This window comes from Nocardia sp. IFM 10818 (assembly GCF_054655275.1).
Window position 1 is genome coordinate 2,656,360 of record NZ_BAAHJH010000001.1, and the last position, 17,076, is coordinate 2,673,435.

General features: G+C 67.8%; 15 protein-coding genes. 8 read left to right on the plus strand and 7 right to left on the minus strand.

Features of this window, described 5'->3' with window-relative positions:
* Positions 1–15: 15 nt before the first annotated feature.
* From ACYQ5L_RS12170 to ACYQ5L_RS12185, 4 genes are all read right to left on the minus strand, one after another.
* Positions 16–1,230, minus strand: coding sequence for an ABC transporter substrate-binding protein (locus ACYQ5L_RS12170; RefSeq protein WP_459957461.1), 1,215 nt, complete (start codon positions 1,228–1,230; stop codon positions 16–18).
* A 237-nt stretch (positions 1,231–1,467) separates the two neighbouring features.
* Positions 1,468–2,955 carry a gamma-aminobutyraldehyde dehydrogenase gene (locus ACYQ5L_RS12175; protein WP_459957462.1) on the minus strand — a complete coding sequence of 496 codons (1,488 nt, stop codon included), beginning with the start codon at positions 2,953–2,955 and terminating at the stop codon, positions 1,468–1,470.
* A gap of 132 nt (positions 2,956–3,087) precedes the next feature.
* Positions 3,088–4,452, minus strand: a complete 1,365-nt coding sequence (locus ACYQ5L_RS12180) for an aspartate aminotransferase family protein (protein ID WP_459957463.1) — start codon at positions 4,450–4,452, stop codon at positions 3,088–3,090.
* Between the two features lie 13 nt (positions 4,453–4,465).
* Positions 4,466–5,956, minus strand: coding sequence for a CoA-acylating methylmalonate-semialdehyde dehydrogenase (locus tag ACYQ5L_RS12185; RefSeq protein ID WP_459957464.1), 1,491 nt, complete (start codon positions 5,954–5,956; stop codon positions 4,466–4,468).
* A gap of 207 nt (positions 5,957–6,163) precedes the next feature.
* Here ACYQ5L_RS12185 and ACYQ5L_RS12190 point away from each other — a divergent pair, with 207 nt between their 5' ends.
* A complete protein-coding gene (locus tag ACYQ5L_RS12190; RefSeq protein ID WP_459957465.1) occupies positions 6,164–7,759 on the plus strand; it encodes a PucR family transcriptional regulator in 1,596 nt (531 codons plus the stop codon).
* 166 nt (positions 7,760–7,925) lie between these two features.
* On the opposite strand, the gene ACYQ5L_RS12195 is transcribed toward ACYQ5L_RS12190, so the two are convergent.
* Entirely contained in the window at positions 7,926–8,768 is an 843-nt protein-coding gene (locus ACYQ5L_RS12195; protein ID WP_459957466.1) for an SCO6745 family protein, read from the minus strand.
* 163 nt (positions 8,769–8,931) lie between these two features.
* Here ACYQ5L_RS12195 and ACYQ5L_RS12200 point away from each other — a divergent pair, with 163 nt between their 5' ends.
* The 4 genes from ACYQ5L_RS12200 to ACYQ5L_RS12215 are packed head-to-tail and all read left to right on the plus strand — an operon-like array spanning position 8,932 to position 13,264.
* On the plus strand, positions 8,932–10,446 hold the full coding sequence (locus tag ACYQ5L_RS12200; protein WP_459957467.1) for an APC family permease: 1,515 nt from the start codon (positions 8,932–8,934) through the stop codon (positions 10,444–10,446).
* A gap of 15 nt (positions 10,447–10,461) precedes the next feature.
* Entirely contained in the window at positions 10,462–11,853 is a 1,392-nt protein-coding gene (locus ACYQ5L_RS12205) for a purine-cytosine permease family protein (RefSeq protein WP_459957468.1), read from the plus strand.
* 5 nt (positions 11,854–11,858) lie between these two features.
* Positions 11,859–12,308: a nucleoside deaminase gene (locus ACYQ5L_RS12210; protein WP_459957469.1), complete on the plus strand. Its 450-nt coding sequence runs from the start codon at positions 11,859–11,861 to the stop codon at positions 12,306–12,308.
* The gene (locus tag ACYQ5L_RS12215) at positions 12,305–13,264 is read left to right on the plus strand and encodes an isopenicillin N synthase family dioxygenase (protein WP_459957470.1); all 960 of its coding nucleotides are present in this window, start codon (positions 12,305–12,307) and stop codon (positions 13,262–13,264) included. The genes ACYQ5L_RS12210 and ACYQ5L_RS12215 overlap by 4 nt, the downstream gene beginning before the upstream one ends.
* Before the next feature lie 382 nt (positions 13,265–13,646).
* Here the strand turns inward: ACYQ5L_RS12215 and ACYQ5L_RS12220 are convergent, their stop codons facing one another.
* Together ACYQ5L_RS12220 and ACYQ5L_RS12225 are read right to left on the minus strand one after the other, a co-directional pair.
* Positions 13,647–14,009 carry a DUF4189 domain-containing protein gene (locus ACYQ5L_RS12220; RefSeq protein ID WP_459957471.1) on the minus strand — a complete coding sequence of 121 codons (363 nt, stop codon included), beginning with the start codon at positions 14,007–14,009 and terminating at the stop codon, positions 13,647–13,649.
* A 109-nt stretch (positions 14,010–14,118) separates the two neighbouring features.
* Positions 14,119–14,592, minus strand: a complete 474-nt coding sequence (locus tag ACYQ5L_RS12225; protein ID WP_459957472.1) for a nuclear transport factor 2 family protein — start codon at positions 14,590–14,592, stop codon at positions 14,119–14,121.
* Between the two features lie 69 nt (positions 14,593–14,661).
* Here ACYQ5L_RS12225 and ACYQ5L_RS12230 point away from each other — a divergent pair, with 69 nt between their 5' ends.
* The 3 genes from ACYQ5L_RS12230 to ACYQ5L_RS12240 all read left to right on the plus strand — a co-directional run bounded on the left by ACYQ5L_RS12230 (position 14,662) and on the right by ACYQ5L_RS12240 (position 17,075).
* Entirely contained in the window at positions 14,662–15,429 is a 768-nt protein-coding gene (locus ACYQ5L_RS12230; RefSeq protein WP_459957473.1) for a sporulation protein, read from the plus strand.
* An 87-nt stretch (positions 15,430–15,516) separates the two neighbouring features.
* Positions 15,517–16,590, plus strand: a complete 1,074-nt coding sequence (locus tag ACYQ5L_RS12235; protein ID WP_459957474.1) for an NAD(P)H-dependent amine dehydrogenase family protein — start codon at positions 15,517–15,519, stop codon at positions 16,588–16,590.
* Positions 16,587–17,075, plus strand: a complete 489-nt coding sequence (locus ACYQ5L_RS12240) for a carboxymuconolactone decarboxylase family protein (RefSeq protein ID WP_459957475.1) — start codon at positions 16,587–16,589, stop codon at positions 17,073–17,075. The genes ACYQ5L_RS12235 and ACYQ5L_RS12240 overlap by 4 nt, the downstream gene beginning before the upstream one ends.
* Position 17,076: the final 1 nt, after the last annotated feature.

Here is a 17,076-nt window from a genome sequence, read left to right on the forward strand (position 1 = left end):
CTCGAGCAGTCACCCTCACGCCCCCGTGACGGCCTGGAACTTGGACTGGTAGTCCTTGTCCTTGGCCTCGTCCAGCAGCATGAAGACCTCCAGCTTCCGCTGGGTCTCCACGCTGGGGAAGATGAGCTCGTTCTTGGCCAGCTCCGGATCGAACTTGGCCATCTCCTCCTGCGCGCCGGCCACCGGGCACACATAGTTGACGAAGGCCGACAGCCGCGCCGCGACCGCCGGATCGTAGTAGTAGTCCAGCAGTTTCATCGCATTGCCGGCCTTGGCCGAGGTGATGGGGATGAGCGCCTCGTCGGAGTAGAGCATGGCCCCCTCGTCCGGGCTGATGAACTTGATCTTCTCGTCCTTGGCGGTCAGCTGGATGACATCGCCGGACCACGCCATACAGGCCGCGATATCGCCCTTCACCAGATCCTGCACGTACTCGTTGCCGGTGAACTTGCGAATATGCCCGGACTGCACCGCCTTCTGCAGTTTGGCCAGGGCATTGTCGAAGTCGTCGTCGCTGAACTTGGCGGCGCTCTTACCGAGCGAATGCAGCATCAGGCCCATGGTGTCGGGCATCTCGGTCAGGCAGACCACCTTGCCTTTGAGATCGGGCCGGGTGAGCAGTTCGTCGATGGTGCGCACCTCACCGGTGACATTGGTGTTCACCCCGATGCCGACCAGACCGGACTGCCACGGCACCATGCGATCGTTGTCCGGATCGATCTCGGTCGTGCGCAGCATGGGCGCGAGGTTCTTGCTGAAGTTCGGCATCTTCGACAGCTCGTACTTCTGGGTGTAACCCTGCCGCACCACCTTCACCGCGGTGGAATCCGACAGCACCATGATGTCGCGGCCGATGGACTGGCAGGCGGTGAGCTGTGCGCTGACCTTGCCCCAGAACTCGTTGTTGTCATTGACATCGGCCACGTATTCCACCGAGATGCCGGTCTTGGCGGTGAATTCCGCCATGGTGGGGTGCACTTCGGCATTGCCGGGATCCTCGTCGAGGTAGCCCGGCCAGTTGGAGAAGTTGAGGGTCTTATCGGTCGCTGAGGTGTCGGTCGGGGCGGTGCAGGCGTCGGCGCCGGTATTGGACGAACCCTTGGTGCCGCAGGCGGTGAGCGCGCCGGCGGCCGCGAGCAGTGCGCCGCCGCGGAACAGGCCGCGGCGGGTGGGCCGGGCGCCGAGTATGCCGTGCAATTGGGGAGGCAGGGAGTCCGGGGACTTGTTCATGGGGTGGCACCTTCACCAAACGAGATTCCGAAGTGCGCAGCGGTGCTGCGGCGTTGGGAAGATATTCCCATAGTCTGGTTTCTGCGCAAGCGATTCCATTGAAAAATCCCTGTTACGCAACGAATTCAGTTGTGGAGCGTGATTTCTGCTGCGGGCATGCCGGTGAGGGCGGGTGCCGAGCGATTCGGCGACCCACCCCCACGGCGGTCTGTATTCGGTTGTGGACGATCCGTCCTCTTACTCGGCGCGAAAGATCACGTCGTGCCACGGCTTGTGCGCGGCCGCGGTGATATCCGACATCACATGCTTGATATTGGTGTACTCGTCGAATGCGTAGGCAGACATGTCTTTTCCGAAACCCGACGCCTTGTATCCGCCGTGCGGCATTTCGCTGATGATCGGAATATGGTCGTTGATCCACACGCATCCGGCCTGGATCTCGCGGCTCGCGCGCTGCGTGCGGTACACATTGGTCGACCAGGCCGAGGCGGCCAGACCGTAGGCGGTGTCATTGGCGAGTGCGATGGCCTCATCATCGGTATCGAATGGCAGCACCACCAGCACCGGACCGAAGACTTCCTGCTGCACGATTTCCGAATCCTGCGCGGCGCCGGTAATCAAGGTGGGCTCATAGTATGCGCCGCCCTCGTGCGTGTGCTCGGGAATGCGGCCGCCGCGAACGACTTTCGCACCGGCGTCGCGGGCGCGATCGACCATGCCGATCACTTTGTCGCGATGCTTGCGCGTAATGAGCGGTCCCATATCGGTTTCCGGATCCTCGACCGGCCCGAGCGTCACCCGATCCATGAGATCGGCGACCCGCCCGACGAATTCGTCGAACAATGGCCGCTGCACATACGCGCGCGTGGCCGCGGTGCAATCCTGGCCGACATTGATCAAAGCGCCGGCGACCGCGCCCCGGGCGGCGGCCTCGAGATCGGCGTCGTCGAATACCACGAACGGCGCTTTACCGCCGAGTTCCAGATGCACGCGCTTGACCGAGCCCGCCGCGGTCGCGGCGACCTGCCGGCCGACCGCGGTCGATCCGGTGAAGGACACCATGGCGACATCGGGATGCTCGACCAGCGCCTGCCCCGCGACCGGCCCGACGCCGGTGACCACATTGATGACGCCCGCGGGCACGCCCGCCGCCGTCGCGGCCTCCGCGAACAGCAGCGAGGTGAGCGGCGTCAGCTCGGAAGGCTTGAGCACAATGGTGTTTCCCGCCGCCACCGCGGGCAGGATCTTCCACGCCGCCATCTGCAGCGGGTAGTTCCACGGCGAGATGGACCCGATCACGCCGAGCGGTTCGCGGCGAATCATCGAGGTGTGGTCGCCGGAGTACTCCGCCGCCGACTTGCCCTCCAGCTGCCGTGCCGCCCCCGCGAAGAACGCGGTGTTGTCGATGGCGCCGGGCACATCGAATTCCTGGGCCAGCCGAATCGGCTTGCCCGCGTTGACGCTTTCCACGGCGGCCAGCTCACCGGCGCGCTCGCGCAGTACGCGCACCCAGGCGTGCATGATGTCCGAGCGCTCGCCCGGCGTCCTGCCCGCCCATTCCGGGAAGGCGGCCTTGGCGGCGGCCACGGCCGCGTCGACATCCGCGGCGCTCGCGCCCGTGCCGGTGGCGATGACCTCGCCGGTGGCGGGCGCGGTAACGGACAGCGGCTCATCCGACCCGGGCCGGCGCGCACCGCCGATGTACTGGAGTTCCTGCTGACTCACTGCGCTCCTTGATTCATGTCGTGGTCACCGAGCAGCCACCACACGTTCGCACTCTTTGCCCGATTCCGCATCCGGTACGGGCAAATCCGCCGCTATCCCGCCGAGCGGGACGGCGGCGGGATGCGATCGTGTTCAGCCCAGATGCGAGTCGGCGACCGACAGCGCCTGGTCCAGGATGGCCAGACCCTCCTTGGCCTCCGCCTCGGAGATGGTGCACGGCGGGACGACGTGCACCCGGTTGAAATTGACGAACAGCAGCAGGCCCGCGGCCTTGGCGGCGGCAATGGTCTCGGCCATGGCCTGACTGGTGCCGCCATAGGGAGCCAGCGGTTCCCGGGTCTCCCGGTCGCGCACCAGCTCCAGGGCCCAGAACACGCCGAGCCCGCGCACCTCGCCGATGCAGGGATGCCGATCGGCCAGCTCCCGCAGCGCCGGGCCGAGCACCCGCTCGCCCATCTCGGCGGCGTTCTCGACAATGCGTTCCTCGGTCATGGCAGTGATGGTCGCCACCGCCGCGGCCGTGGCCAGGGGATGCCCGGAGTAGGTGAGCCCGCCCGGATAGGCGCGATCGTCGAAGGTCGCCGCGATATGCGGTGCGATGGCGACGCCGCCCAGCGGCACATATCCGGAGTTCACGCCCTTGGCGAAGGTGAGCAGATCCGGCGCCACATCGAAATGCTGGATGGCGAACCACTTTCCGGTGCGGCCGAAGCCCGCCATCACCTCATCGGCGATGAGGACGATGCCGTAGCGGTCGCACAACTCCCGCACGCCCGCCAGGTATCCCGGCGGGGGAACCATGATTCCGGCCGTACCCGGCACGGATTCGAGGATGATGGCCGCGATGGTGCTCGGCCCCTCGAAGGCGATGGTCTGCTCGAGGTGCTCGAGCGCCCGCTGCGTCTCCTCGGCCTCGGTGCTCGCATGGAACTGCGAGCGATACAGGAACGGCCCGAAGAAGTGCACGATGCCCGCATTGCCGTGATCATTGGGCCAGCGCCGCGGATCGCCGGTCAGGTTGACCGCCGTCTCGGTGCCGCCGTGATACGAGCGGTACCGGGCCAGCACCTTGTAGCGCCCGGTGTGCAATCGCGCCATGCGCACCGCGTGCTCGACCGCGTCCGCGCCGCCATTGGTGAAGAAGATGCGGTTCAGCTCGCCCGGCGTGCGCTCGGCGATCAGCCGCGCCGCCTCCGAGCGCGCGTCATTGGCGTGCTGCGGGGCGATGGTGCACAGCTTGGCCGCCTGCTCCTGGATGGCCGCGACCACCTTCGGATGCTGATGCCCGATATTGGTGTTCACCAGCTGCGAGGAGAAGTCCAGCAGGCGGTTGCCGTCGCCGTCCCACACATACGAGCCCTGCGCGGCGCTCACCACCATGGGTTTCAGCGCGGCCTGCGCCGACCAGGAGTGGAAGACGTGCTTGCGATCCAGCTCGTAGGTGCGCGCCGCCGCGGCGCGGGCGGCCTCCGGATCGAGTCCGTTCGGGAGAGTCATCGCAGTGTCCTTCTCAGTGGTTCTGCGGGAAGCCGAGATTCAGCCCGCCGTGGCTGGGATCGAGCCAGCGGGTGGTGACGGCCTTGGTGCGGGTGAAGAAGTGCACGCCATCGGTGCCGTGCGCATGCGAATCACCGAAGAGCGAGTTCTTCCAGCCGCCGAAACTGTAGTAGGCCATGGGCACCGGAATGGGGACGTTGATGCCGACCATGCCGACCTCGACCTCATTGTGGAAGCGCCGGGCCGCGCCGCCGTCATTGGTGAACAGGGCGGTGCCGTTGCCGTAGGGGTTGCCGTTGATGAGGGCCAGCGCCTCGTCGTAGGTCTCCACCCGCACCACCGACAGGACGGGGCCGAAGATCTCGTCGGTGTAGACGCTCATCTCGGGGGTGACATTGTCGAGAATGGTGGGGCCGAGCCAGAATCCGTCCTCCGCGCCATCGGCCTGGATGCCGCGTCCGTCGAGAACGACGGTGGCTCCGGCGGATTCACCGGCCGCGACGTAGGAGGCCACCTTGTCGCGATGGGCCTCGGTCACCAGCGGTCCCATATCGGTGCCGCGGGTGCCGTCGCCGGTGCGAATGGTCTTGGCGCGCTCGGTGATCCGGGCGACCAGGTCATCGGCGATGGGGCCGACCGCCACCAGCGCGCTGATGGCCATGCAGCGCTCGCCCGCGGAGCCGAAGCCCGCGTTCACCGCGGCGTCGGCGGCGAGGTCGAGATCGGCGTCGGGCAGCACCACCATGTGGTTCTTGGCTCCGCCCAGGGCCTGCACGCGCTTGCCGTGCTTGGTGCCGTTCTCGTAGACGTACTTGGCGATCGGGGTCGAGCCGACGAACGAAACCGCCTTGATGCCGGGGTTTTCCAGCAACTCGTCCACGGCGACCTTATCGCCCTGCACCACATTGAACACACCGTCGGGCAGCCCGGCCTCGGCCCACAGCTCCGCGATCCACAGCGACGCCGAGGGATCCTTCTCGCTCGGCTTCAGCACCACCGTATTGCCCGCGGCAATGGCGACCGGGAAGAACCACATGGGCACCATGGCCGGGAAGTTGAACGGCGAGATGATCGCCACCGGCCCCAGCGGCTGCTGGATGGAGAAGATGTCCACCTTGGTGGAGGCGTTCTCGGTGTACCCGCCCTTGAGCAGATGCGGGATGCCGCAGGCGAATTCGACGATCTCCAGCCCGCGCGTCACCTCGCCGAGCGCGTCCGCGAGCACCTTGCCGTGCTCGGAGGTGATGATCGCGGCCAATTCCTCCTTGCGGGCATTGAGCAGCTCCCGGAACTTGAACAGCACCTGGGTGCGCTTGGCGAGGGAGGCATCCCGCCACTCCGGGAACGCCGCGGCGGCCGCCTCGACCACCGTGCGCACGTCGGCGACATTGGCCAGCGTGACGTGTCCGGTCACCACGCCGGTGGCGGGATTGGTCACGGGCGCATTGGCCTCGCTGGTTCCGGCGAAGGGTTTGCCGTCGAGCCAGTGTGCGATGGTCTGCATATCTCCTCGATTCGATGGATGGACCTGCATATGCGCAAGGGGCCCGCCCCGGTCGCCGGCACGACTGGGACGGGCCTCGGAGGGAGGACGGTTCCGCGCCCCGCCCGGCGGGGACTACGGTGGCCCGGCTTCAACTCTGCACCATGACCGCCGATCAGCCTCCCGACGATCTGTACGCGATTCCGCATTTCGTATTACGATTCGTCGGTGCTCCTCTCAGTCGCTGATGTCCTGGCGATGCCGGTGGTGCGCGCCGGGCAGCCGGAAGTGATCGGCGGCGGGTCCCTGGACCGGCCGGTGCGGTGGGTGCACGTCAGCGAATTGCCGGATGTCGCGAAACTGCTGGTCGGCCGGGAATTGATCCTGACCACCGGCCAAGCCCTGGCCGGTAGCGACGCGGCCGGCGTCGAATATCTGGAATCGCTGTCCCTGGCCGGTGTTTCGGGCCTGGTGGTGGAGCTGGGCACCTATCTGAAGGAACTGCCGCCGATCATCGGCGAGACCGCCGACCGGCTCGGGCTGCCGATTGTCGCGCTGCACCGGATCGTCCGCTTCGTCGAGGTCACCGAGGCCGTGCACCGGGTGATCGTGGCCGACCAGTACGCCGAACTGGAATTCGCCCGCACCGTCCACGAGACTTTCACGGCACTGAGCGTGCGCCGCGCCTCCCTCGCCGAAATCGTCAAGACCGCCGCGGGCATGCTCGACGCCTCGGTCGTCCTGGAGGACCTCACCCACCGCGTCCTGGCGCTGACGGCCCGCCACACCGCCACCTCCACCCTGCTCGACCATTGGGAATCCACCTCCCGCCTGCTGCCCGATCACGATGCGAACGTGGTCCCCGTGGGCCCGCACACCCAACGCTGGGGCCGGCTCATCCTGCGGTCCAGCCGCGTCCCCAATGCCCGCGCCCGCATGGTCCTGGAGCGCGCCGCGCAGACCCTGACCCTGCACCGCATGATCGAGCGCGACCGCTTCGGCCTGCACCGCCAGGCCCAGACCGGCCTCATCGACGATATGATCACCGGTCGTCTGACCGACGAGCGCGATGCCGTCGCCCTGGCCGCCACCCTGGGCCTGTCCCGCCGCGCCCGCTACGTCCCCCTGGCCATAGCCGTCTCCGCCGCAACCGAATCCGATCCCGTCGCCCACCAGCGCCGCACCGCCGCCATTCTCGACGCGGCCCTGCACGGTGTCGCGCTCGCCAAGGCGACGGCCCTGGCCGCCCCCGATCACGGCAATCGCGTGATCCTCATCCTCGCCGTCTCCCGCACCGGCGACCTGGACGATCTGCTCACCGCGGTGTGCACCACCATGCTCGCCGAAATCCGCCGCGTGGCGGGCATAGACCGCGCCGTCCTCGGCGCGGGCTCCGAATCCGATTCCCTGCTCGACACCGCCCGGGAGCTCGCCCAGGCGGCGCATGTCGCCGAAGTGGCGCTCTCCCTGCCGACCTCGGCCCCCCGCGCCTTCTACCGCAGCGGCGACGTCCGCCTGCGCGGCCTGCTCTCCCTGATCCGCGACGAGCCGGGCGTGCAGCGATTCGCCGAGACGGAGTTGAGCGCATTGCTCCGCCACGACATCCGCCAAGCCACCGACCTGACCCGCACCCTCCGCCAATTCCTGGACCTGGCGGGCAATAAGACCGAGTTGGCCAAGCGCCTCAACATCTCCCGGCCCACCCTCTACGACCGCCTCTCCCGCATCGAGCGAATCCTCGACGTGGACCTGGACAATGGCGAAACCCGCACCTCGCTGCACACCGCCCTGCTGATCCGCGACCTCACGGTTTCGCCCGACTGACAACGGGCACATCAGACCAAATAGGTCACGACACCGGGGGCGCTCAGGGATGACATCGCAATCGGCCCGATCCCGGACTCGCTCCGCTACCGCGATCGACATCGAACCCTCTTGACGGACAAGGGGATTCGATTGGCCGGCGTAGTCTCTGCTGCGCGCGAGGGGATCAGGCCGGGTCGGCGCCCATGGGGTTGGGGTAGGGGACCGTGCCGCTGTGGGCGATCGCCTTGGCGGCCGGGGTGAGCAGGGTGAGGACGGACTCGATGTTCGGGATGTCGCGGTAGGGCGCGGCGGCGAGGGCGTCGGTGCGGGATTCGATGTGGGTGCGCAGGGCGCGGCCCTCGTCGGTGAGCTGGTCGCCGGTGAGGAGGTTGCGGGATTCCAGGCGGGAACGGGCCGCGGCCCAGTCGGATTCGGTGAAGCCGCGGTTCTCCAGCCAGAAGGAGGCGGGGCCGCCGGAGAAGGCCATGAACAGGACGTGGGCTTCGCAGCCGTCGATGCCTTCGGCCAGGAGGCAGGCGATGTGGCCGTCGCCGCGGTGTTCGCGCAGGGTGGTGACGGCCTGCCAGAAAGCCTGGGCCGGATCGCCGGGGGTGGGGAGGTCGCGGTTGGCGGCGAAGAGGGGACGGCCGGAGGCGGAGGCCCGGTCGATCGACTGCTGGAGGCGGGGGAGGGTCTGCTCGGCGAGGTCGGCCAGGCCGGGGACGAGGGTGCGCAGCACCGAAGCCGCGGCGGTGCGGCGGGTTTCGAGGATGGCCTCCGGGGTGGCGAAGGACCAGGCGTCGGGGATGGCGCGGCGGATCATGGCCGGGTGGAAGTTGTAGAAGGTGGCTTCCACGACGCTGGGACCGACCGGGCCGAAGGGGGCGGAGCGGGCGCCGAAGTAGCCCATCCAATAGCCGCGCAGGCCGACGGCCTTATTGGCGGCGCGGCATTCCGGGGCGAAATAGGTGACGGCGTGCAGGGGCTCGAGCGCCCGCCACATCGCACGGGCGAAGGCGTTGTCCATCGACGAACCGTAAAGTCGCGGAAGGTGAATCATCTAGCCTGTAAGGTTTGTGACTTGAGTCACAGTATTGATTTCCGCTGGTAACTCGGTTTCATATCCGCGCAACAAACTCGCCCGCACAATCCCTCACACGGTCATGCGACCGGGATGAGGAGCTACACAGATGGAAGCGAGTACGCCACCCGTACTTTCGAGCGGAACCGAGACGACGGGCGCGGTCTCACGACTCAAACCCAATGTCGTCGGATTGCTCGGCGTGGTGTTCATGGCCGTGGCGACGGCCGCGCCGATCACGGCCATGACGGGCAATGTGCCGTTCATGATGTCGGCGGGCAGTGGAATCGGAACGCCCGCGGCCTTTCTCATCGCCATGGTGGTGCTGGCGATCTTCTCCGTCGGCTTCACCACCATGTCGAAACACATCACCGCCACGGGCGCGTTCTACGGGTTCATCTCCTTCGGCCTCGGCCGCACCGCCGGGCTGGCGGCGGGCCTGCTGGCCACCTTCGCGTACATCGTGTTCGAGCCGTCGATCATCGGCATCTTCTCCTATTTCGCGCAGACCACGGTGCTGGACCAAGCCGGCGTCGACATCCCGTGGTGGATCTTCGCGATACTGATGCTGGCCATCAACGCCTTCAGCACCTGGTTCGGCGTGGCCGTGGCCGAACGGGTGCTGATCGGCCTGCTGGTGACCGAGGTGATCGTGCTGGCCATCATGGCGGTGTCGGTGCTGTTCCACGGCGGCGGTCCCGAGGGCATCTCCCTGGAACCGATCAACCCGGTGAACGCCTTCAGCGGCGCGGCCTCCGCGGGACTGGGACTGTTCTTCGCCTTCTGGTCCTGGGTCGGCTTCGAATCGACCGCCATGTACGGCGAGGAATCCAAGGACCCCAAGCGGATCATCCCGCGCGCCACCATGATCGCCGTGCTCGGCGTCGGCGCGTTCTACGTATTCGTGTCCTGGATGGCCATCTCCGGCACCGGCCGGGACACGGCGCTGGAGTACGCCGCCTCGGCCAATCCGATGAACGTCTTCTTCGCGCCCACCGAGACCTATGTCGGGCACTGGGCGGTCACCACCATGCAGTGGCTGATGATCACCGGCTCGCTGGCCTGCGGTATGGCCTTCCACAACTGCGCCTCCCGCTACCTCTACGCACTCGGCCGCGAAGGCGTGATTCCGGGGCTGCAGAGGACCGTCGGCCGGACCCACCCCAAGCACGGTTCGCCGCACATCGCGGGCCTGGTACAGACCGGGATCGCCGCCGTGCTGGTGCTGGCCTTCGCGCTGGCGGGCAAGGATCCCTACACCGGTCTGTACACGCTGCTCGCGGTGCTCGGCACCATGGCCATCCTGGTGGTGCAGGCGGTGACCTCGTTCGCGGTCATGAACTACTTCCGCACCAACCATCCCGAGACCCGGCACTGGTTCAAGACCTTCCTGGCCCCGCTCCTCGGCGGCGTCGCCATGCTCGGCGTGGTGCTGCTGCTGGTGGTCAATATGGATACCGCCGCGGGCGCGGAGGCCGATTCGCTCATTCTGAAGGCGACCCCGTATCTGGTGGCGCTCGTCGCCCTCGCCGGGATCGGCTACGCCACGTACCTGAAGCGCAGTGATCCGGCGCGCTACGCGCTGCTGGGCCGCACCGTGCTCGAGGAAACCCACGAGAGATAGCGGGAGGAAACAACAGTGGCACTGACCGACGAGTCCCAGGTCGCCTACGGCGATCGCGTCGCCGCCATCGAGCCCGGCGGTGACGAGTACATTCCCGAGGCCGCCCGGCACGGAACGCCGCGAAAGCTGTTCTGGACGTGGATGTCTCCCAATCTGGAGTTCGCGACGATCTTCATCGGCGTGCTCTCGGTGACCGCCTTCGGAATGAACTTCTGGCAGGCGAGCCTGGGTCTCGCGGTCGGTGTCGGCCTCGGCGCGGCCGCGCACTACGTGCTCTCCGCGCGCGGGCCGCTGCACGGCGTCCCGCAAATGGTGCTGGGCCGCATGGCTTTCGGCTATCGCGGCAATGCGCTGCCCGCCGCCTTCATGTCGGTCATGTGCGGTGTCGGATGGTTCGCCACCAACAGCGTCAGCGGGGCCTTCGCACTCAACACCCTGACGGGCCTGCCGAAGGTGCCGGCGCTGCTGGTGATCGTGGTGGCGCAGACCGCCTTCGCGTTCTTCGGCCACAACCTGGTGCAGGCGTTCGAGCGAATCGCCTTCCCGCTCTTGGCCGTCGTGTTCGTCCTCGGCACCATCGCGATCTTCGGCGAGGCCGAGCTCGGCGCGGCCGCGCCCGCCGGGGGAGCGGGCGGCCTCGGCGGCTTCCTGCTGACCGTGGGCACCGCCTTCGGCTATGCGGCGGGCTGGAATCCCTACGCCGCGGACTACTCCCGCTATCTGCCGTCCACGGTGTCGAGGACCGCGACCGGGCTGTACGCGGCGGCCGGATTGTTCATTTCCTGCCTGTGGCTCAGCATGCTCGGCGCGGCGTCGGCGACCATAGCGAGCACCGCGACCGGCAGCCCCACCGATGTGTTCACCGGCAACCTGCCGAGCCTGCTGGCGGATCTGGCGCTGCTGGCCATCGCGATCGGGGCGGTGGCGGCCAATGCGCTCAATGTCTATTCCGGCGCAATGGCTTTCGTGACCATGGGGGTGAAACTCCCGGTGCACACCCAGCGCGCCCTGGTCTGCGTCGCCTTCGGCGGCATCGGCTTCCTGGTCGCCTGGTGGGCCCTGGCCGACGCCGCCGCGAGCTACGAGGCCTTCCTGCTCATCGTCGCCTACTGGATCGGCCCCTGGCTGGGCGTGGTGCTGACCGACCAGTTCCTGCGCCGCGGCCGGCCCGTCGCCCACCTGCTCTACGACAGGACCTACGTCAACCACAGTGGTGTCGCGGCCTTCGGCATCGGCCTGGGCGTGTCGGTGCTGCTGTTCTCCAATCAGCACAAGTTCGTCGGGCTGATCCCCCGGCAGCTGCCGGAACTGGGCGACATCACCTTCTTCGTCGGCTTCGTGCTGTCCGCCGCGATCTACTGGACCCTCGAGCGTTCCCGGATATCGCGCGCGGCGGTGGCAGCATGATCGGCATGATCAAGGCATCGGAACTGCTGGTCACCGCCTATGAGGAAGCACTGATCGGGCTGGACGAAGGCGGCATCCCCATTGGCGCCGCCCTGTTCGACAGCGCGGGCAATCTGCTCGGCCGCGGTCGCAACCGTCGCGTCCAGCAGGACGACCCCAGCCTGCACGCCGAAACCGACGCCTTCCGCAATGCCGGACGCCGCCGCGACTACCGCGACACCATTATGGTGACCACCCTGTCGCCGTGCTGGTACTGCAGCGGCCTGGTCCGCCAGTTCGGCATCGGCGCGGTCATCGTCGGCGAAGCCCAGACCTTCACCGGCGGCCACGATTGGCTTGCCGCACACGGGGTTTCCATCACCGTGCTCGACGACGCGGCCTGCATCGACCTGATGACCCGCTTCATCGCCGACCGCCCGGACCTCTGGCACGAGGACATAGGAGTAGCCGAGTGACCGCCATCGCCACCATCGACCTCGACCGCTGGCGCGCCGGCGGCGACCCGGCCGCCGCCGTGCTCCGCGAGGTCGACGCGGGCATGCAGCGCGCCGGCTTCCTGCTGGTGCGCGGACACGGTGTGCCCGAAGGACTTCCGGCCGCCCTGCGCGCCGCCGCCCGCCGCTTCTTCGCCCTCCCCGAGCAGGTGAAACAGCGCTACGCGGTCTCGGTGGGCGGACGCGGCTGGATCGGCCCCGGCATGGAGGCCAACGGCTATGCCGAAGGCACCGAAACCCCGCCGGATCTCAAGGAGACCTTCGCCCTCGGCGCGGACACCCCCACCGGCGATCCGGCCGTCGACGACGTCTGGTTCCTGAACAATGTCTGGCCCCGGGAGATCTCCGAACTCCGCGACCTCGCCACCGCCTACACCGACGCCATGCGCACGCTGTCCGATGAATTGCTGGCCCTCTTCGCCGCCGCACTGGACCTGCCGCACAACCCTTTCCGGGACCTCGCCACCCGCCCCACCTGGACCTGCAATATCAACTGGTACCCACCCCTCACCCACGTGGGCGCGCCCGAACCCGGCCAGTTCCGCATCGGCCCGCACACCGATTTCGGCACCGTCACCGTCCTGGACCGCGAACCCGGGGCCGGTGGCCTGCAGGTCTTCACCGACGAAGGCGGCTGGGAAGACGCCCCCTACGACCCGTCGGCCCTCACCGTGAACATCGGTGACCTCCTCGCGCATTGGAGCGGCCAACGCTGGCCCGCCGGCCGCCACCGCGTCCTCCCACCCCAGGAATCCGCCCCCGACGAAGACCTCGTATCCCTCATCTACTTCTACGAACTCGACCACGACGCCCGCGTCACCCCCCTCGCCCCGCCGATCGGCCGCCTCGACGGCCTGCAGCCGGTCATCTCCGCCGAATTCCTCCGCACCCGCCTCGACGCCATCACCCTGGGCTGAGACCACCCGGCGAGTTCTCGCGGCCGCCGGTGGTCGGCGGCCGCGAGAACGAACTGCGCCCCGCCGGGAACATCACCGCACCGCCGGATGTCGGCAGGGGGCATGGCCCGGTGGCGCCGCCGACCGGACCGCCCTGCCCATCGCGGGGGACGGCAGCGACGCGAAAGTCGCTGCCGCCCACTTGATCGACGCTCTCGGATACGACACCGTCGATATCGGTTCCCTTGCCGACAGCGGCGCACCCAGCCCGACACCCCGGTGTACGGCACGCCTTACGCGTCCGCCGAACCGTTCTGGGAGAACCCCGCCGCGCCGGCGAATGCCGAGAAGATTCGCAAGCTGGTCGAGGCCGCCGAGCGCTGAGCACAAGGGAATCCGAGGGTCAGCCGTTGCAGATGGCTTCCTTCACGAGGTAGGAGTCGTGGTACCACTTGGCATCGGATTCGGCCTCGTACGGGGTGGCGCCGTAGCCGCCGGTGTACTTGTTCATGAACTCGGAGTAGGCCACCGCACCGCAGTCGGTGAAGGTGGTGACGACCGAACAGCTGCCGTAGCCGCACTTTTCGAGGGCGGCGTCATTGGCGGCGCTCTCGGACTGGTAGTTCCAGGACCAGCCGAGGTCGCCGTCGGCGGAGACGGCCATGGCGCCCCAGTAGCCGGTGTAGGCCTGCGCGGGGGCGGCCGGCGCGACGGTGGCGAGGGTCGCGAAGGCGACGCCGGCCATGCCGATGAGGATCTTGCGCATCGATTTCCTAGCGTTTGTCGAGATGAGATGCGGCGGCCGAACAGTGCTGCGCGGCCGTGCAACTCACTATCGCGGGGGGTACCGACAAACGTTTACAACTCGATGACTGCTACGCGGGAGCCCAGCGGTTGGCGGTGAGGGTGTAGCCGGGCAGGGCCTCGGTGGACATGCTGGACTCGTATATGCGCTCGTACCCGGTGCGGGCGATCCGCCAGACGCCGTCCTCGCGGCGGTACTCGTCGCGATAGTAGGCGGCGCCGCGAATCAGGACCCGGAAGTCGGGGACGATCACCGTGTCCTCCAGACACCAACTGCCGGTGGCGGTCTCGCCGTCGACGGTGATCTCCGGGTGGTTGGCCACGTGCACGGTGATGATATTGCCGCCCAGGCTCTTGCTCATGTAGTCCACGACCTCGTCGCGCCCGGTGAAATCCAGCGGCCTGCCGCCGGACGGCGATCCATAGGAGGCGACGATGTCCGCACTCAGCGTGTCGGCGAACTCGTCCCACAGCTTCAGATCCAGGGAACGCAGGTAACGGTACTTCAGGGCGCGAATCTGCTCGAGCGCCTCGATGCTGCTCATCGGAGAATTCGATCACGGGTTGCCGGATCGGGGAAGCGTTCTCGCCGATCACCGGACACACTGGGGGACATGTTCAAGAAGTTGCTGGCGTCCGTCGGGGTGGGCGGCGCCGAGGTCGAGACCGAACTCCACACCCCGGGAGTGCAGCCCGGCGGCACGGTGCAGGGCGTCATTCGCTTGCGCGGCGGCAAGGTCGCGCAGGACATCGCCCGCGTCGCACTGGAATTCGTCACCCGCGTCGAGTTCGAGCATTCCGACGAGGAGTCGCAGGGCGATCGGGGTTTCGGCCGCACCGATGTGCACTGGGCCTTCACGCTGGGCCCCAATGAGCCCTTCGAGATCCCGTTCTCGCTGTACACGCCGCTGGAAACCCCGATCACCTTCTACAACGGCCGCCACCTGCCGGGCGCGGTGGTGTCGGTGCGCACCATTGTCGAGATCGAGAATGCGGTGGACGCGGGCGACAGCGATCCGCTCGGCATCGGCGCGCTGCCCGCGCAGCACGTCATCCTCGAGGCCATCGAACGCCTCGGCCTGCCGCTGCGCTCGGCCGATGTGGAATGGGGGCAGCTGCGCGGCATCCGCCAGGAGCTGCCGTTCTATCAGGAGATCGAATTCGGTCCAGCGCACCGGTATCCGCGGCTCAACCAGCTCGAGGTCACCTTCGTCGCCCGGCCCGAGGGCATGGACGTCATTCTCGAGGCCGACAAGAAGGGCGGCTGGATCAGCGAGGGCAGCGATGTCTTCGACGTGCTGTTCGTGGACTACAACGCCCTCGGCAATGTCGATTGGGCGGCCGTGCTCGACCAGCGCTTGTCGGCCATGTCCTCACGCTGAACCCGGCTCCCGAGGCGGCCGCGAGAAAACTGGAACGTGTTCTGGAAATCGCCTCGGAACGGACCAAGCAATTGCTACCCTCCGGCCATGATTTCCACCGTGGTCTGGGGCACCGGCAATGTCGGCCGGGCCGCCATTCGCGCCGTCGCGGCCCATCCGGCGCTCGAACTGTCCGGCGTGCTCGTGCACAACCCCGCCAAGGTCGGCCGCGACGCCGGTGAATTGGCCGGACTGGAGACGGAATTGGGGGTGGCGGCGACCGACGATATCGCCGCCACCCTCGCCGCCGGACCGCGCGCGGTGGTGTACGCCGCCTCCGGCGACATCCGTCCCGACGACGCGCTCGCCGACATCCTGCGCGCGATTCGCGCCGGAGCCGTGGTGGTCACCCCCGCGCTGTACCCGCTCTACGACCACCGCAGCGCCCCGGCCGAACTCCGCGGCAAGGTGCTGGAAGCCATTGCCGAGGGCGGCGGTTCGCTGTTCGTCTCCGGTATCGACCCGGGCTGGGGCAATGACGTGCTGCCGCTGCTGCTGAGCGGTCTGGGCAGCCACGTCGACGTGGTCCGCTGCCAGGAGATCTTCGACTACACCACCTACGACCAGCCCGACTCGGTGCGCTACCTGGTCGGCATGGGCCAGCCCATGGACTACCAGCCGCCCATGCTCCTGCCGACCGTGCCGACCATGGTGTGGGGCGGGCAGATTCGGCTGCTGGCCCGCGGACTCGGCGTGGACCTCGACGATATTCAGGAGGTCGTCGAACGCCGTCCCCTCGACGACACCGTCGAGACCGAGCGCATGGGCAGATTCGAGGCGGGCACCCAGGGCGCCATCCGCTTCGAAGTGCAGGGCATAGTCGCCGGCCGCCCCCGCATCGTCATCGAGCACGTCACCCGCATCCACGCCTCCTGCGCCCCCGACTGGCCGCTGCCGCCCACCGGCGACGGCGCCCACCGCGTCATCATCGAGGGCCGCCCGCGCATCGAGCTCACCCTCCAGGCCACCGATGAGGACGGCAATCACTCCGCGGGCGGAAACGCCACCGCCGTGGGCAGATTGGTGCACGCCATCGACTGGCTCACCGCCGCCGCACCCGGCCTCTACGACGCCCTCGACATCCCCCTCCGCCCCGGCACTCTCGACAGGAGCACCCCATGATCATCGACATTCCCGAGGGCAAGGACCCCATCGGCTACGTGTGGGGCGAAATGGTCCCCGGCATCGGCGTGGCCGCCGCCAACTTCTCCCTCGCCGTCTACTCCCACACCACCCTGGGACTGCGGGAATTCGAGGCCGCGCGCCTGCGCATCGCGCAGATCAACGGCTGCCTGTTCTGCCTGGACTGGCGCACCGACCGCAATGGCGAGAAGGTCGAGGAGTCCTTCGCCGACGATGTGACCAACTGGCGCACCACCGCATCCTTCGACGACCGCACGCGGCTGGCCGCCGAGTACGCCGAACGCTACGCCCTCGACCACCACAACCTCGACGACGACTTCTTCCAGCGCATGCTGGCGCACTACACCCAGGCCGAAATCGTGGAACTGTCCATGTGTCTCGGCTCCTGGCTGGCCTTCGGCCGCCTCAACCACGTCCTGGGCCTGGACGCAGTGTGCGTCCTGCCCAGCCACCCGGCCCAGTAGC